The sequence below is a fragment of the Leucothrix arctica genome, assembly GCF_003172895.1.
Lineage (GTDB): Bacteria > Pseudomonadota > Gammaproteobacteria > Thiotrichales > Thiotrichaceae > Leucothrix > Leucothrix arctica.
Window position 1 is genome coordinate 119,322 of sequence record NZ_QGKL01000031.1, and the last position, 17,751, is coordinate 137,072.

Annotated in this window: 15 protein-coding genes; 7 read left to right on the forward strand and 8 right to left on the reverse strand. The window is 43.8% G+C overall.

The annotated features are described in order from the left end of the window. Window positions 1-26: 26 nt before the first annotated feature. Window positions 27-1,187 carry a PQQ-dependent sugar dehydrogenase gene (locus DKT75_RS11260; protein WP_109823531.1) on the reverse strand — a complete coding sequence of 387 codons (1,161 nt, stop codon included), beginning with the start codon at window positions 1,185-1,187 and terminating at the stop codon, window positions 27-29. 145 nt (window positions 1,188-1,332) lie between these two features. Here DKT75_RS11260 and DKT75_RS11265 point away from each other — a divergent pair, with 145 nt between their 5' ends. Beyond that, entirely contained in the window at window positions 1,333-2,304 is a 972-nt protein-coding gene (locus DKT75_RS11265; RefSeq protein WP_109823532.1) for a GGDEF domain-containing response regulator, read from the forward strand. Here the strand turns inward: DKT75_RS11265 and msrA are convergent, their stop codons facing one another. Together msrA and DKT75_RS11275 are read right to left on the reverse strand one after the other, a co-directional pair. Further along, window positions 2,305-2,928: a peptide-methionine (S)-S-oxide reductase MsrA gene (gene msrA / locus DKT75_RS11270; RefSeq protein WP_245923188.1), complete on the reverse strand. Its 624-nt coding sequence runs from the start codon at window positions 2,926-2,928 to the stop codon at window positions 2,305-2,307. It abuts the gene before it with no gap. Window positions 2,929-3,073: 145 nt separating this feature from the next. Next, the gene (locus DKT75_RS11275; RefSeq protein ID WP_109823533.1) at window positions 3,074-3,958 is read right to left on the reverse strand and encodes a LysR family transcriptional regulator; all 885 of its coding nucleotides are present in this window, start codon (window positions 3,956-3,958) and stop codon (window positions 3,074-3,076) included. 128 nt (window positions 3,959-4,086) lie between these two features. Between DKT75_RS11275 and DKT75_RS11280 the strand changes: the two genes are divergently transcribed. The 5 genes from DKT75_RS11280 to DKT75_RS11300 are packed head-to-tail and all read left to right on the forward strand — an operon-like array spanning window position 4,087 to window position 8,961. Continuing rightward, window positions 4,087-5,130, forward strand: coding sequence for a TRAP transporter substrate-binding protein (locus DKT75_RS11280; RefSeq protein ID WP_109823534.1), 1,044 nt, complete (start codon window positions 4,087-4,089; stop codon window positions 5,128-5,130). A 12-nt stretch (window positions 5,131-5,142) separates the two neighbouring features. After that, entirely contained in the window at window positions 5,143-5,676 is a 534-nt protein-coding gene (locus DKT75_RS11285; RefSeq protein WP_109823535.1) for a TRAP transporter small permease subunit, read from the forward strand. Next, window positions 5,673-6,953, forward strand: coding sequence for a TRAP transporter large permease (locus DKT75_RS11290; RefSeq protein WP_109823536.1), 1,281 nt, complete (start codon window positions 5,673-5,675; stop codon window positions 6,951-6,953). Before DKT75_RS11285 ends, DKT75_RS11290 begins: the two co-directional genes overlap by 4 nt. A 25-nt stretch (window positions 6,954-6,978) precedes the next feature. After that, a complete protein-coding gene (locus tag DKT75_RS11295) occupies window positions 6,979-7,632 on the forward strand; it encodes a DUF2848 domain-containing protein (protein ID WP_109823537.1) in 654 nt (217 codons plus the stop codon). 33 nt (window positions 7,633-7,665) lie between these two features. Then, window positions 7,666-8,961, forward strand: a complete 1,296-nt coding sequence (locus DKT75_RS11300; protein WP_109823538.1) for an amidase family protein — start codon at window positions 7,666-7,668, stop codon at window positions 8,959-8,961. 67 nt (window positions 8,962-9,028) lie between these two features. Here DKT75_RS11300 and DKT75_RS11305 read toward each other — a convergent pair whose 3' ends face one another. The 4 genes from DKT75_RS11305 to DKT75_RS11320 all read right to left on the reverse strand — a co-directional run bounded on the left by DKT75_RS11305 (window position 9,029) and on the right by DKT75_RS11320 (window position 16,381). Further along, the gene (locus DKT75_RS11305; protein WP_109823539.1) at window positions 9,029-11,698 is read right to left on the reverse strand and encodes a TRAP transporter large permease subunit; all 2,670 of its coding nucleotides are present in this window, start codon (window positions 11,696-11,698) and stop codon (window positions 9,029-9,031) included. Continuing rightward, a complete protein-coding gene (locus DKT75_RS11310) occupies window positions 11,698-12,699 on the reverse strand; it encodes a TRAP transporter small permease subunit (RefSeq protein ID WP_211665383.1) in 1,002 nt (333 codons plus the stop codon). The genes DKT75_RS11305 and DKT75_RS11310 overlap by 1 nt, the downstream gene beginning before the upstream one ends. A gap of 83 nt (window positions 12,700-12,782) precedes the next feature. Next, on the reverse strand, window positions 12,783-13,874 hold the full coding sequence (locus tag DKT75_RS11315) for a TRAP transporter substrate-binding protein (RefSeq protein ID WP_109823540.1): 1,092 nt from the start codon (window positions 13,872-13,874) through the stop codon (window positions 12,783-12,785). Between the two features lie 182 nt (window positions 13,875-14,056). Then, window positions 14,057-16,381 carry a DNA internalization-related competence protein ComEC/Rec2 gene (locus tag DKT75_RS11320; protein ID WP_109823541.1) on the reverse strand — a complete coding sequence of 775 codons (2,325 nt, stop codon included), beginning with the start codon at window positions 16,379-16,381 and terminating at the stop codon, window positions 14,057-14,059. A 143-nt stretch (window positions 16,382-16,524) separates the two neighbouring features. On the opposite strand from DKT75_RS11320, the gene DKT75_RS11325 reads away from it, so the two are divergent. Then, window positions 16,525-17,064, forward strand: a complete 540-nt coding sequence (locus DKT75_RS11325) for a DUF2062 domain-containing protein (RefSeq protein WP_158278847.1) — start codon at window positions 16,525-16,527, stop codon at window positions 17,062-17,064. On the opposite strand, the gene lolD is transcribed toward DKT75_RS11325, so the two are convergent. Beyond that, window positions 17,061-17,750 (reverse strand): lipoprotein-releasing ABC transporter ATP-binding protein LolD, encoded by a 690-nt coding sequence (gene lolD / locus DKT75_RS11330; RefSeq protein WP_109823543.1) that lies wholly within the window; start codon window positions 17,748-17,750, stop codon window positions 17,061-17,063. The genes DKT75_RS11325 and lolD overlap by 4 nt on opposite strands. Between the last annotated feature and the right edge of the window lies 1 nt (window position 17,751).

The following is a 17,751-nucleotide window of genomic DNA, read 5'->3' on the forward strand; positions in this document are numbered from 1 at the left end:
TTGAATAGGTAGTATAACCGACTCAGTTATTGATCAGGTAGTAAGCGCATTATTTTACCGCTATCCGTGCTGAAATAGACATGACCATCAGTCGCAACCAGCAAGGCTCTAATTCGTTCACCTAATGATTCCAGCAAACGTGTCTCTTTCACAGGCTTTCCTGACTCATCTAACTTAATATGGTTGATGTGTGTCAGCACTAATGCACCGAGCAGCAAGTCGCCCTCCCAGTCAGGAAAAACGTCACCTCTGTAAACAACCAAACTACTTGGCGCAATCGATGGAATATAAACCTTCACAGGCTGCTCCACTCCCTCTTTTTCAGTACCTTCACCCACAGCTATGGGCCCCCAGTACTCTTTACCATATGAAATGACAGGCCAACCGTAGTTTTTACCCTGCTCAATAATATTAATTTCATCGCCACCGCGAGGCCCATGCTCCGCTTCCCACAGTCGCTGAGTTTTTGAGTCGAAGGTCAGTCCTTGAGGGTTTCTATGACCATAACTATACGTTTCTCGTAAAGTACCATCACGCTTCATCCGAATAATTGAACCCGCATCATTTTCTAAGTTTTGGGCATTCTCTCGTACACCCCTGTCACCGATACCAAAATAGACAAAACCTTGATCATCAAATGCAATACGACTACCAAAGTGCTGGCCTTTATCTGTGCCTGAGTTACTGACGAACAAATCGGTCCAATCAACAAATTGTGTACCGTCCAACCGCGTTCTCGCCAGCGTTGTTACCGCAAGGCCATCACTCATTTTGCTGTAGGTAAAGTAAATCCACTGACCAGCGGTGTAGTCTTTGGGTACAGCAACATCTAATAAGCCACCTTGACCTACTGATGCGATAGACGGTAAACCCGTTAAAGGCGTCACCTCTCCTGTTGTTTTATCAACAAGTCCGGACTCACCCTTTCTTAAGGTATATATAAATGTATCATTATCTAACTGAGCCAAACCCCAAGGCACACCTGATAGCTCCGCTAGTGTCGTATAGCCGATTCTTGACTCATCAATTGCTTGTTTTGGCGCTTCAATTACTTGTTTTGGTTCTTCAGTTACTAATTTTGCCTCTTCAATGACTGGCTTTGACTCTTCCGTTGATTGTCGCGTCAACGAAAATAAAACAAGTATAATTGAACAACAAAAAATAATAAAAACAGCTACTTTACTCATCTAAATACACCCTATTGTCTATTTATTAAACTTATGTGCTGAATGCGCTCACTTTATATTCAGAAACGTTATGAGAATATGATCATGGTTTACACCTAAATGAGCGCCACCTTTAATCATACTTTACTCTAATAAAAATAAGCCCATGAAGACACTTTTAGTAAGTAATACACTTGAAACTCTTTTAAATGCAAAGACATCACTCGAAGAAAAAGGCCACGAAGTAGTGGTTGTCGAAGATGGTGTCAGTGCATGGATTAAGTTATGTGATGCAAAAGTACCATTCGACGTAGTTGTCAGTGATTGGTTGCTACCTCGACTTGACGGACTAGGATTGTGCAAAAAAATCCGCTCTGCTCCGTTTTCTTCACAGACTTACGTGGTAATAATAACTAACCGCAAAGGAACTCATGGCTTACAAGACGCTATAGATGCTGGCGCTGATGATTTTATTTTTGCAAAACCGTTTCATGTCGACGTCCTAGAACTAAGACTGCTCAATGCAAAACGAATACTAAAACTAAAGAAAACGATTAGAGATAAAGATACAGCGATAGATGCACTTAACCAAAAACTAGAGCAGCAATCAACTAAAGATAAGTTAACAGGTCTTTATAATAGACGCTCTTTCCATCGTCATTTAGAAGACAGATTGAGACTAGCTCGCCGTATGGAGCACCCTATCTCACTTTTGATGTTAGATATTGATGGATTTAAAGAGCACCAAAAAGAATTAGGTCATACCGCTTCTGACGGCATCGTTAAGCTCATCACAACAATACTAAAAGAACAATGTAGAACCAGTGATTTTGTTGCGCGCTTTGGTGGTGAAAAGTTTGGAATTATCCTACCGAATACCGATAGTGAAGGTGCTGAAAAATGCGCTGAAGGATTATGCAAAGCAGCTAGAGGACTGTTTTGGGAATCAGAGAGTGTCACTATTAGTATTGGTGCTGCGACCATAGACCATAATACTTATACCGCAGAGACAGTGTGTGACTTGCATACTCGTATCTTGAGTGAGTCAGACCAAGCGCTTTATCACTCACAAAGCGCTGGCCATAATCTTGTTACTCACTTTGCCGCATTAGGCGATAGCCTAAAATTGGCTGGCTGATTACTTCTTAGCGATGTTTTTACTCGCTATTTCACCCCAAAGTTGATCGATTCGCGCTTCACGGCCGCAACTTTTACGATAGTAGTTGTAACGAATAGGATTCTTTTTGTAATAATCCTGATGATAGCCTTCTGCAACATAGAAAGGCGTAGCTGCAATTAGCTTCGTCACAATAGGTGCAGCGAATGGCTTTGTTTCATTGACTGCATCTAAAGACGCTTGAAAAACTGCCTGCTGCGCTTCATCTTGGTAAAACATACCCGTTAAATATGGGCTGCCTTTGTCACAAAACTGTCCCATTGAATCGGTTGGATCAATCGTTTTCCAGAAGTATGCTGACAATGTTTCCAGCGACACTTTTTCGTCATCAAACGTAATCTTTACCGCTTCGTAATGATCGGTCTTTTTTCGAGATACATCTTTGTACGTTGCACTTTCTTTCGTCCCGCCGATATAACCAGATACCACATCGGTTACACCATCAACTTTCTCAAAGTCAGACTCAACACACCAAAAGCACCCTCCGGCTACAATCATTGATTGTGTAGCAGCTTGTGCTGGTAAAACCCCTGCAATCATTACAGTGCCTAACGCACTATATAAAAAACTTTTTATATTCATCATTTGGTAAGACCCTTTATATTTAGTACTGCTCTATATACGAGGCAGTTATCTATTCCGATGTATGACACAGTAAAATGTTCTTTAGTTCACATAACAATTTACCATAACTTTTTGAAGTATAATATTTCACACCCTAGTTACGTTGTTATAAAAAACCTTCATCAGTCTCAAAAAAAAGGTTCGCAGCTTGCTGAGCAATCTTTGCCGCTTGCTCAGGCAAAGTACCTTTGGAGTCTGCAATATAGGACGCTGTAAAATCTAAGTCTGTCAACAACCACCCAGCATCAAAATTGGCAATTCTTCCTTCTTTAACTAATCGTTCACCTAAGATTTCAGGCATCAAACCCACACCAATCCCCGTAGCAATCATATCAAACCCCGCTGACAGAGAATTTGTGGGAAAGATTTTTGCTTTACTGCCATAACGCGCATGTAATTCCTGATTAAGTACCCGATAAGGTCGAGAGGTACGGTGATATGAAATGACGGGTATATTACTGAGGTCAGGGCTAATCATATCAATTGGTTTATACCAAGCGAGCTTAAACGTTGGCATCAAAATATTATCAACGCTGTACTCGGAAACGGGCCCCATGAGTACAACCAAGTCATAAGCGCGCTCTAGCAAGCCTTCACGTAAGTTGACAGATAAATCAACACTGATCTCAATATTAATTTTTGGATACTTAAGGCTGAGTTGCTGTAGAAAAGCAGGCAGCCAGGTCTGAGCAACCGTTTCTGCAACACCAATTCGTAGCAGTGATGATTTACTTTCAGCAGGAACGACTTCTGTTTTGATGTCTTCCAAAGCGACCGCGATTTTCTCTGCATGACCCCGAAAAATAATCCCCTGCTTGGTAAGGCTCACGCCTTTAGGACCTCGGGTAAATAGCTTTACCGCTAGGTCACTTTCAAGACTTGAGATTCGAGCAGAAATTGCAGGCTGCGAAATATGCATTTGCTGAGCTGCCCGCCTTACTCCACCTAGTCGGGCAACCTGTAAAAACGTCAGTATTTGCTCCAGAGTCATCGATATCCCATATATAAAAAGCCCAAACAAGTGATCAGCTTAAGTTATCACTTTGACTCTAAAATAGCGACTTGTCTAAATACCAATATTTATATTAAGGTTAAGTCACCCACTAACAGGAGTCCGACATGAAAAAAGTATTAACGACTATCGGTGCATCTGCACTTTTGTTAAACGCTGTCGCAGCAAGCGGAGCTGAAGAGCTTTCCGTTGTTGGAAGTTGGAGCGGTTTACCCCTGCACAAACAATACGAAGCACCGTTCTGGACAGATAAGGTTTCTAAAGCAACCGATGGAGAAATTACCGCAACACTAACTACTCATGACCAAATGGGTATCGGCGGTGGTGATGTCTTTCGTATGCTAGGTGATGGCGTATTTGATGTTGGAATGACGGTGGCAGACTATGCCGTATCAGACAGTGTAGCGCTGGAATCTTTAGATGTACCGTTATTAGCAATGGATGCGGATACCGCTAAAAAGATGGTCGAGGCCGCCCGCCCGATGGTTGATGAAATATATGAAAAAGTCTTCAACGCTAAAGTATTAGGTATTGCGCCATACCCTCCACAAGTTGTCTTCTGTAACGCAGAGATAAAGTCTTTGAATGACCTTAAAGGCAAGAAAATCCGAGCTTCGGGCCGTATGACGGCTAAGTTACTAGATGCTTTGGGTGCTGAAAGTGTCAATGTGAGCTTTGGTGAAGTTTCAGGCGCACTACAGCGTGGTGTTGTTGACTGTGCTGTCACTGGCGCAGGCTCAGGCTACAGTGCTGGATGGTGGGAAGTGAGTACTCACTTATTACCGATCCCACTAGGTGGTTGGGATCCTGTTGTAACTGCCGTGAACATGGATAAATGGAAGTCTTTATCAGCGACTGCACAAGAGAAGTTACAAACAGCCGTCACCACCGAGCTTGAAGCGCCCGCTTGGGAATCAGCGCAAGGTGCACTACAAAACGACATCGCTTGCTTAACTGGCGAAGGTGAGTGCAAAGGTGGAGAATCGCACAAGATGGTTTGGGTAAAAGCCACTGACGCCGATACTAAAATGGCACGTGACGTGCTGATCAAAGACGTACTTCCAGACTGGGCAAAACGTGCAGGTGGCGATTGGGCTCAACGTTGGAATGACAGCGTTGGTAAAGTCGTTGGTGTTGAAATCCCTAAATAAGGAGTACGAACAATGATGAGGGTTATAGATCTTCTCAAGCGAATAAATGACGGTGTCGCACTAATGGCAGGTTTATCGCTATTGGCTTGTGTGACTTTAATCCTCGTCGAAATTGTAGTACGCCAGTTAGGTATGCCGCTAGGCGGTACAGATGAAATATCCGGTTATGTCATGGCAATTACGACTAGCTGGGGCGTGGCTTACGCATTAACCGAACGCGCTCATGTCCGAATCGATTTACTTCGTACCAAGTGCCTACCAGTAGGTAAGGCATTAATGGACTGTGTCGCAATTTTGGCACTGGCAGGTACTGCCATTACCGTGGCTTGGCGTGGTTGGCCGGTGTTATCAAAAACACTGGCAACAGGCGCTAAAGCGAATACTGCATTAGAAACTCCATTATGGATTCCCCAAGTGCTTTGGTGGTCTGGCTGGGTTTGGTTTGCTGTCTCAGCAATATTGATCGCAGCGGCTTCTTTATTGCTGTTGTACCAACGTCGTTATGACGATGTAAATGAAATTGCAGGCATGGGTGACGAGTTATGATTAAGTTTACAACCTTTGGACTGCTATTCTTTTTAGCGCTATCCATTCCTGTCGGCATCGTTTTGTTCTTACTAGCCTTTGGAATTGATACTTTTTATAGTCCGTTCCCGTTGATGCGCGGTTTGGGACAAGTCGTTTGGTCTTCTTCTAATAGTGCAACACTCATTGCAATTCCGTTTTTTGTCCTGTTAGGAGAAATTTTAGTGCGCTGCGGGGTGGCAACTCGTACCTATGCGGCACTCAATAAATGGGTGTCATGGCTGCCGGGTGGTTTGATCCACGCTAACATCGCCACGGCAACGTTATTTTCAGCAACGTCTGGATCCTCAGTGGCAACAGCAGCTACCGTAGCCACCGTCGCTATGCCGCAAGCTGAAAAGCTTAATTACGATCCGCGTTTATTCTCTGGCGCTATCGCTGCCGGTGGTACGCTTGGGATTTTAATTCCCCCATCGATCAACCTGATCGTCTATGGATTTTTAACAGAAAGCTCCATTCCACAGCTATTTTTAGCGGGTCTATTACCCGGTATTTTAATGGCGCTAGGCTTTATGTTAGCTACCGTTATTTTATGCATGATCAAACCGTCACTCGGTGGCCCACGTCAGCTATACAGCATCAGTGAAAAACTAAGTAGCTTGGGTGACTTACTACCCATACTGGGTTTATTTGGTGTGATTGTCGGGACTATCTATGCCGGTTGGGCAACACCAACTGAAGCTGCAGCCGTCGGTGTTGCAATGGCCCTTGTGATTGCCGCTCAGCAACGCGCGCTGAATATGGAGTTATTGTTACAGTCACTACGCGGTGCTATTCGTACCACATCTATGGTCATGTTAGTGGTCGTTGGTGCCTACGTGTTGAACTATGTGCTAACAGCCGCTGGTGTCAGTCGAGCGTTGCAAACTTTGCTTCGTGGACTAGACATGACGCCATTGGCGACCCTGTTTGTCATTATCTTGATCTATATTGTGCTGGGCTTCTTTATCGAAACCTTGTCGCTGATGGTCGCGACCATTCCAATCATCGTACCGATCATTGTGGACTTGGGTTATGACAAAATTTGGTTCGGTATTTTGATGATCATTCTGGTTGAAATGGCATTGATCACCCCCCCAGTAGGTTTGAACCTATACGTGGTTCAGTCCGCTAGAAAGTCCGGTAAATTTTCTGATGTGATGGTTGGTTGCATTCCTTATGCACTAATAATGCTACTGATGGTTGGCATGTTAATCGTCGTACCACAACTAGCTCTCTACTTACCTTCTACACTGTAATATATTAATAATTAAAGGATTACTTATGATCTTCAAAACATCGACTGGTGATATTGAGTTTGTCGCACAGCAACTAACCGTTGCAGGTTGGACAGGTCGTAGCCGTGAAGCGGTTGATCATCACATTCAAGAACTGGCGGACATTGGAATCGCACCACCCACTAGCGTGCCATTATATTATCGTTGCAGCACACAACTACTGACACAAGATGCTGAAATTGACATGTTAGGCTCTGATACCTCAGGCGAAGCTGAACCACTATTAATTCGTCTCAATGGCAAAACATGGTTGGGCTTAGCATCTGATCAAACTGACCGTGCTTTAGAAACTCACTCGGTCGCTCACTCTAAACAAGTCTGCCCTAAACCTGTCGCTGATACCTTATGGGAGTTTGATGCGGTTAGTGATCACCTTGATCAAATCGAACTAGCCTCTTGGATTTTTGAAGATGATGAGTGGAAGCAGTACCAAAAAGGGACTTTGGCTATGATTCTTCCATTAACCGAATTATTATCTGGTAGTGGATTAGCAGAAGGTGGCGCGATGTTATGCGGCACTCTCCCAGCTATTGACGGGGTACGTCCAGCGGCTCAATTTAAAATGGCGCTGCATGACCCTATTACAGACAAAACAATTACTGCTGAATACACAACGACAACGTTGCCCGTTGTAGCATAATTGTTATCGGATAATTGAAGGAATACTTGATACATGAATACCAACAATAATTGGTCACCAAAAACTGCTGCTCAACGCTTAAATACTAGTTTAGATCGACTAGCAGAAAACAAACCTGACACAGAAAGTATTTTTTCAATCACCTTTGAATCGCGAGTACGCCAAGATCTAGCTGACTTAGAAGAAAAGCAAACGACTGACTTAAGTGGCGCCTTGGTCAGTGTAAAAGCACTGTTCGATGTAGAAGGCGAAGTCACCCATGCGGGGACTCGTTTTTTAGCCGAGTCAGAGGCAGCGACACAAGACGCCCTAGCAATTTCAAGGCTTCGAACGTCTGGTGCACTATTGCTAGGTCATACCAATATGTCTGAACTCGCCTACTCTGGCTTAGGTGTTAACCCTCATTATGGAACAGCAGATAACCCATTATTCCCAGGTCATGTACCCGGAGGCTCAACCAGCGGTGGTGCAGTATCTGTTGCTACAGGCTTAGTCGATATTGCGATCGGTAGTGACACTGGTGGCTCTTTACGTATCCCTGCAGCTTTTTGTGGAATTACGGGTTTTAAACCGAGCCAACCTACTATCTCACGCAAAGGTAGTGTGCCACTTTCCGACACATTGGATTGTGTTGGGCCAATGGCACAGAGTGTGTCGGCGTGTACTCAAGCTTGGCAAGTCATGGCTGGCATCTCTGATGATGAATTACTAAAACAAACATCATCTACCCCACTCACATTTCATGTATCACGAAACTTTGGCTTCGACGGTTTAGACCCTATCATTAGTAACGGCTTTGAAGACTTACTAGCTCGCTTAACCAATGCTGGTAAGACGATTGTTGATGAGCCACTAGGGTTTTTAAGAAACTACGCACAAATTGCCCCATGGCAGCTGACTTCCGTTGAATGTCGCGCACATTTTGAAAAGCAGTTTCAGGAACAAGCAGAACTATTTGACCCTAGAGTCCACAGTCGTATGGGACGAGCAGATGAATTGTCATCGGTGCAATACAGACAGACACTAAACCTTCGCACAACGTTTGTTGAGGCGATGAATCAAGGCTTATCGGAACGCGTATTATTATTGCCAACAGTCGCTATCTTGCCACCTACAGCTACTAGCTTGAAGGATGATGCGGTATTTACTCAGCAAAATCTAATGGCGCTAAGAAACACATCATTGGCGAATATTGGTGATGCTTGCAGTCTGGCCATACCATTTGAATACGAGGGCGTTACATTAAGCGCGATGCTGGTAAGTGTTGGTGGTAGCGATGCCGACTTACTAGCGGCAGGTCGCGCGTTAGAAAAACTGATATCTATCTAAAATCCAGCAATAAAGAATGGCGATTAAAATCGCCATTCTCATATCTTCATATCACAAAACTCATCTATTAGAAGTTCAACGACACATCTCTATGAGATGACTGGCAGAAAGCAACTTGCTTAGCCTGTGAGTCCGTCAAACGCTCTTGTGAGCGCAAACCAATCGTTGTCGCGATAGACTCATGATAGCTCGCTAAACCAGGCTGTAGCTCCTGCTCTGCCTTACTACGCCACGCCATCTCACTACTATAAGCAGTTTGCGCTTTATCATAGAAGCCCATCGCTTTACCACGACCTTCTTCACCATCATCTTTCTTAATCTCACGACGTGCTTTAGATAGCGCTGACTTAATACTGCTCGCGCCTTTGATGTCACCTAAGCGTTTTTCAGAGGCTTTAATCAGATCCATCGCTTCGTCTTTAGTGGTACTTTCAATGGTCGTTTTTAAACCATCTAGCTCAGCTTGGTAATCTTTAAGCAAAGGTGTCGCTGCGATAACAAGACTCAAGTTTTGAGTCACTTCATAAGCACCATCAGTTACTGTGTAGTACTCACGCTGTGCTTTAGTTAAACCCTTGTTTAGATCAGTGAATCGCTTTCGAGCATCAGCCCAAGTATCAGGAATAGATTTGCTTAAGACTTCTTTCTCAGCGTTATAGCCCTCTATCGCAACTTCTAACTCAGCTTTTTCTGAAGTAGTATCACCTGATTCATACTGCAGACTCTTAATCTCTTCTTCTGACTCTTCAATGTGTCTAGTCAAACGCTTAATGTCAGTTTCAACTTGGCGAACACTGCGATGCTGAGGCTCATACTCAGGAATGTAAGCATTAAGTGCCTCACGTGCATCTGCTGTTTTAGCCATTAACGCAAAACTTGTTTCAGCTTCACCCATGCTCTCGCCAAAACTACGCTGCAAGTTATCCGGTAAGTAAGACACATTTAACGCTTTTGCTGTTGCAATCGCACTACGCACACTCGCTTCTTTTGACGCGTACTCTTCGATCACATAATCCGTTAAGCATGACTGCAATTTAGGATTCATTGGTGGTGGCGCATTTTCTGACAGCAAATAGGCACGGTTAGGTAAGTAGTTAACCAGCACTGGATAGAAACCAGCAATCGCTAAACCAAGCAGCTGCAAACAGATAAATGCTGAAGCACCTTTGTAGATATCAATGGTCTTAATGACCTTGTCCGCGACGCCTCGCAAGTAGAACAGCGCAAATCCAAAGGGCGGGGTTAAGAACGATGTTTGAATGTTCAATCCAACCATGACACCCAACCAAACAGCCGTGATATTCGCTTCAGGGTTAGATAATAATATTGGCGCAACAATCGGTACAACAACTACCGCAATCTCGATGAAGTCTAAGAAGAAACCCAGTAAGAAAATAACCAACATAACCACAAGGAACTGCGTCCAGAATCCACCCGGTAAACCGAGTAAGTAATCCTTAACTAGCTCCTCACCACCGAACGCACGGAAAGCCGAGGTCAACATAGCCGCACCGATCAGGATGATAAATACCATCGAGGTCGTTTTAGCGGTTTCGATCATTACTTCATCGAGTGTGTTAGTAACTTTGTAAACACGCCACGCACTCCACGCTGCTGAAAACAACAGTGCAGCGACCGCCCAACCCGCAATATAAATCGCGTCTTGCGCTTCTTGATCATCAATACTTTTAACATTGAGGTCGTAGTTAATTTTCATGTAGCTGATAACAGCTAATGCAATAACGGCAATGATCGCTGGAATATAAGTAGATTTACCGCCTGAGTGCAAACGATAACCAGCCATAATCATGGCACCCACTGCACCGATTGACCCCGCCTGATTAACCGTAGCGATACCCGTCAAAATCGAACCCAGTACAACGAAGATCAATGTTAATGGTGGAACTAGTGCCATTAAAACATTACGTAGAAACTTAGCATCATACTCGCCATCATAAGGAACGGGTGGTGCCATGCTCGGCTTGATCCATGCAACCACAAGAATATAGAGCATGTACAAACCAACTAATACAGCTCCAGGCACCAGTGCGCCCATGAACATATCACCAGCACTCGCGGAGACTACGTCAAACTGCGATGGCATGCTGAACTCACCCGTTACTTCACGGTAAAGCTCTTTACGCATTGTGTTTGCTTGGTCAGCAGCACTAGAAAGCTGATCAGCCAGTATGATTAATACAATGGAGGGGGGGATGATTTGCCCTAAGGTACCAGAGGCACAAATAGTCCCGGTCGCTAATGATTTGGAGTAATTGTTTCGCAACATCGCTGGGAGGGAGATCAACCCCATCGCGATAACTGTCGCACCAACAATACCCGTCGTAGCAGCCAGCAGCGCACCTACAAATACAACTGAGATACCAAGACCACCCGGAATAGGTCCGAATAGCTGCGCCATCGCAACCAATAAGTCTTCAGCAATTTTAGAACGCTGTAGCATGATACCCATGAAGATAAACAATGGGATTGCGATTAGCGTGTCACGCTCAACATTCCAATACAGACTTCGGAAGTTGGTCACTCCCGCACTCAACCATTGCTTTGGACCATCTTGAGCGAAGTAAACGTTTATATCGCCTTCAATAAAATAACCACACGCCGCAGCTAGCGCAATTGTAATGATTGCAGAACCGGGCAAAGCAAATGCAACGGGATAACCTGAAATCAAGGCAAAGGCCATTAAGCCAAAGAGGATACCTAAGAATAGAAATTCCATTACGATTCCTCCCCTGCTATTTGCGCATCTTTCGCATGTACCAAAATGGCTATATTACTGAGAATATAGCTGACAAACTGAAATGCCATTGACACTGCGAAGACTAATAAAAATCCCGCCATCAAGTACTTAACATACATACCGTATCCACTTTGTGACATTTCAAAACTAATGATTGGGCCAATAAGACTACTTTGTTTGGTATCCATTCCCATCGTCAAGATGATCCAACAGACAGGTAGGCCTAATAAAATAGAACCGAAGGTATTGATCCAAGCTTTGGCACGATGACTCATCGATGCGTACACAACATCCACACGAACATGACCGCCTTCGACCAAGGTATAAGCACTAGCAAATAAGAATAAACCGGCATACCAGAAGCGTACTAAGTCGCCCATGAAGGCTTGCTCATACGAAAATATAAAACGAGATAACACAATGCAGAACTCTGAAATCACGACCAGCAAGGCTAACCAAGTGAAGCCCAGAGAACGGCTGACTTTCGCAATGACTAAAGAAATAGCAATCAATGGATAATGCACAAACGTGCCACGCCAACTGGCTTTATCCAAGTTTTGAGACAACGCCTCTCCAACAAGCGGCGTTAAGAAGTCTTCTATTCGTAAGAATGAAATAACACTGTCGGCAATACCAATTAAAAAGATCGACCAAAACGCTGCCCTAACGACATAAGCTGCCCATGCAGCATAGCGGGTTGAGTCATCCATTAAAGAAATTTGGGGTGTTTTCTTAACCCATCGGATAATGAGGAAGAAGATAATAAAACTAACTGCTAAAAAAGCCCCTGTTTGAAGTAGCTTTCCGGTACTGAGCGTACCTTCAGTATCGCTCAAATGTTCAGTCAAGTCGTCCACACCGGGAACACCTAACCAAAACATCAAGTATCGACTAATCAAAAACAATAGCACGGTAGCAACCATCATGGCTGATGCCGAGCGCCAAAAACGGTGCGACATGGGGACGGTGTTTATCGTCATCGGTTACCTTCAGGGAGTTTTAGAGTGTAATACGTCAAACGGAGCCAACAGGCCCCGTTTGATTCTAACTTATGCAGTACTAATTAAAGACCTAACACACGGTTACGTTGTTGAACGTAAGCCTGATCAGAGATCTTAGCCCATGCACCAATCTCAGATCGTGCATTAACAAAGCTCTGATGGATCTCTTTTGCAAGAGGACTATGCTCTTGCACGTCTTCGAACACTTCTTCAGATGCTTCACCGAAGCTATCATAAATCTCGTCACTGAAACCACGTAGCTTAACGCCGTGGTTAGTAAGCAATGACTTAAGTGCTGCACCATTCTTGTAGTTATACTCGGACATCATCACGTCATTTTCCATCGACGATGCTGCTTCAATGATAAGTTGATCTGACTTCTTCAAACCATCCCACCACTTCTTATTCATACCGATTGAAAGCATTGAGCCTGGCTCATGCATTCCAGGATAGTAGTAGAACTTAGCCGCTTCGTAGAACTTCATGATTTCGTCGTTCCAAGGGCCTACCCACTCTGTTGCGTCGATAGCACCAGAAACAAGGTTTTCATAAATCTGGCCACCAGGAAGTGATACAGGAGAACCACCAAGCTTAGAAAGTACGTCACCACCTAAACCAGGCATACGCATTTTCAAACCTTTCAAGTCATCAACTGTGTTGATCTCTTTACGATACCAACCACCCATCTGAACACCGGTGTTACCACACATCAGACCTTTTAGGCCGTACTCACCCGCTAGTTTGTCCCACAGCTCTTGACCGCCACCGAAACGAATCCATGCGTTCATTTCTGTGTACGTTAAACCAAATGGAACTGCAGTGAAATATGCGAAACCAGGATGCTTTCCTTTCCAGTAGTACTCTGCACCGTGATAAATCTGTGCATTACCTGAAGCCACTTCAGTAAATGAGTCAAACGCTTTAACACGCTCGCCTGCTGCAAAGTAATTAATTTTGATTCGGCCGTCACTCATTGCGTCAACACGAGCTGCGAAACGCTGTGCGCCTGTACCCAGACCCGGGAAATCACGAGGCCATGTGGATACCATATTAACTTCAATACGTTCTTTTGCGATTGATGGTGCTGCCACTGTTGCACCTGCGGTAGCCACTGCACCCAGCGCTGCGCCTTTCAATACTTCACGTCTATTCATTATTCCTCTTCCTCTTTTGTCTAACTGTGAGAATTCAATTGTTAACTTTGCGTCAACAGTTGAATATTTTTAACCACGATAAATCAAATTCATTATTGCTTATTAAGCCATAAAAGTAAAACGCGCTATAGCATGTCGAGCTATCAGTTATTTATGCTGACTTATCAACTTTATTATTGATCTTACTCATTTTTCAACGCTGGTCTTGACCAGAAACCTTGCCGCTCTTGTCGATAGAATAGTATCTCATCAATCCCAAGCGATTCACTCACGTCAAAGCTAATTGCGCCGCTGTCCGCCGTTTTCAAAACAGCGATACCTTGATCTTCATAGCGCTTAACCACTTTTTGGCTTGGATGATGAAAACGACTACGGTATGAGGCAGAGGAAATAGCCCAAATTGGGTTAACCTGTTCGATAAAGGCCTTAGTCGATGATGAGTGACTACCATGGTGTGGCATAAGCAAAATATCCGCAGGCAACTTGTCTGCTTGCTCTCTTATTAACTGTTTTTCAGCGGAGCGTTCAATATCCCCCGTCAACAAAACTGCATGCTTACTATTACTCACTTTTAATACACAGGACTGATTATTATCATTACCAACAGTCGTTGGACTTGGGTGAAGAAACTCAAACTTCACACCATCCCAGACCCACTCCTGTTCTGCCAAACACCCTTCTGCTTCTTGCGATAAACCTAATTCATTATTACTACTAATCAATTGATTTACCTCTAGCTCCGTCAATAAAGCCTGTGCTCCACCGCTATGGTCACGGTCGCCATGTGAGATAACTAAACGGTCGATTATTTGAATCGACTGCTTTTGTAAATACGGAAGTACTACAACCTTTCCTAAGTCGAAATTTTCACTGGGCTTATCGCCTGCATCGTAAACTAAGGTATGTGTCTGGGTTTCAATAATCGTCGACAAACCTTGCCCAACGTCTAACACAGTTATACGAAAGTCACCTGTTGCTTGAGGCCGCTGAACTTGAAATGTAGTCAGTGGAACAACTAACAAAATAGATAAGTAGCGCCATGGAAGCCCCTTTGGCAAGATGAACAAACAACTACTTATGACCGCCAATAAACTTAAATAGAATGGTAGATGATGCATACTAATACTGGCTTTCGGTAACCCTGAAAGCAGTTCAAGTATTATAAATAACCCTCTGATGTGAAACGATACAAAGTTAAAGACTAGGGTGGAAAAAGCCTCGTTGATATAACTTAGTAATACCGCCAAAAAACTAAACGGTACGATTACAAAAGACACCCAAGGTATCGCGATTAAGTTAGCTAGTGGTGAAACGACAGAGCCTTCACCAAAAAAAAGCAGCCCAAGCGGTATCATTACTAAAGACAAAAACAGTTGTAGTCGCAGTAGTTGAAAACGCCCCTCAGCCACATGACGTGATAGCAACCATAAGATTAATCCAACCGCTGAGAATGAAAGATAAAATCCAACATTCATAATAGCTAATGGGTTAATCAATAACACTACTACTAACGCTACCGCCAAAATACTGACGGGTCGGTAGTGTCGCTTACTCATCAAAGCAATGAGCGCAACAATGACCATTAGGAGTGCACGCTGAGTGGGAATGCTAAAACCTGCCAGCATCGCATAAAACGTCGCTAGCACTACACCGACTGCACAGCCGGAAATTTGCCGTGGAACAATTAAACTTAAACCAGGAAACAGCCAGTACAAACCCCACACGATCATCAAGCCAGCACCAGCAACCAAACCGATGTGAAGCCCCGAAATAGCCATTAAATGGCTTGTACCAGTGGCTCGCAATATTTCCCATTGCTTAGGACTAATGTTACCTTTCTCAGCTAAAATCAATGCTCTTTCAATGCTTTGAGCGTCACCTTTAAGTAATGAGGTTATTTTTGAATCAATCGATTCACGGACAGCACTTACCGAATACCACGGCGCTTCAGCAAGGCGTTTATGCTTCTTAGATTTCCTTAGGTATCCCGTAGCCTTTATATTTTCGGCAAATAAAAACCTCTCATAATCAAACCCCGCAGGATTCATAAATCCATTTGGTCGTTTCATACGTACCTGAAACTGCCACTGTTCACCCGCTGCGATGGACATGGCGTCTCGATAAACACTGACACGGATTTGTCCCGACCAATTTAGAGGTTCCCCAGTTGCTTCTATTGACGCTTTTTCAACATCAAATAAGAAGGATCGTGAGAACGCTTTTTGTTGAATCAGACTAGATACTTGACCTGAAACGATCAAATCCTTTCCTTCAACAAGTGCAGGAAATGATGACTTTAGACGGAGGTTGGCCGCAGTGGCCGTTAAAAAGAAGCCTATTATAACCAGCGAGCACAACACCAAGCGCGTTCTTTGATATGATTGTAAAAAGATCGCGAAAAGGACCATGACAATCAGTATAATCGCGCAAAACAATAAGCTTGGTAGCACTGTTAGTTGTATTACTAGCATTGCCCCGAACAATAGACTTAGCGCTACCCTAGACATCAAAAATTAACCATTGAAAGAAATATCCCGACAGAAGATCTGTTTTTTTCGACTTTAGTTGATGCTAGTAGCACAATAGCTGAATGACTGCGTTTTAAATGACACAGCATTTCTCAAACCCTAAAAATTGGTGCGTCCCAAGCATGCCAAAAAAGTTTTTTAAGCGCTACTCACCAGACCCTAAACGGATCAAAGATACGCCTGGTTTAGGTATGCTAGGTAAGCGTATGCAACAACCTAATTTGTGGCACTTCAACCGCCGCTCAGTCTCAAAGGCTTTTGCCATTGGGTTGTTTTGTATGTGGTTTCCCTTCCCATTTCAATCTGTAATAGCCGCTATAATTGCGGTATATACTCGCGCTAACTTAGCCTTATCTGTTGCGCTTGTTTTTATAACTAACCCAATCACCATCCCACCCATGTTTTACTTTGCTTACCGACTAGGTAACTTAGTACTTGATAGGCACTCGATAGATTTCAAAATTGAATTGAGTTGGCAGTGGATGACAGAAAGTCTGGTACTAATATGGCAGCCGTTATTTTTAGGGTGTTTCTTGCTGGCCTTATTTACATCGATGCTAGGTTTTTTAGGTATTCAGGTATTGTGGCGATACAATATAAGAGCGCACCAAAAACTTCGTTCGGCACGCTTAATCAATATTAAAAAAACCACAGACAGTTAAGTAATTTCACTCAAGTGACCATCGACTAGATTGAACTGTCGATCCATTTTATCTGCTAGCTGTAAGTCATGCGTGACGATGACAAAGGCAGTTTTCAAAACAGTGTTTAATTCCTGCATCAAGTCAAACACCTGCAAGGCTGTTTTCTGATCTAGATTACCCGTTGGCTCATCCGCTAAGATAGCAGCAGGATTAGTCACCAAAGCACGCGCAATCGCAGCACGCTGACGCTCACCACCTGATAGTTGCCCTGGTTTATGATCAAGACGATCGCCTAAGCCTACTTTCTGAAGAATCTCCGTTGCTTGCTTGGTTGACTCTTCAACACTCAAACCACGAATCATCAATGGCATCGCCACGTTTTCCATTGCTGTAAACTCAGCTAGCAAATGATGAAATTGGTAAATAAAGCCCAAAGATTCATTACGCAAAGTTCCACGTTCAGCATCCGACAGGTCAGCCATGTTTTTACCCATAACAGTCACGGTGCCACTGCTAGGTAAATCAAGCCCCCCCAGTAGGTGCAATAAGGTACTTTTACCACTTCCTGAACTCCCTACGATCGCGACTTTCTCGCCCGCTTTAATATCAAGGTCGATGCCTTTTAGTACTTCAACATCTAGCTTGCCTTCAACAAAACGCTTACTCAGTCCCTGACAAGAAATGACGGTTTCAACTTCACTCATT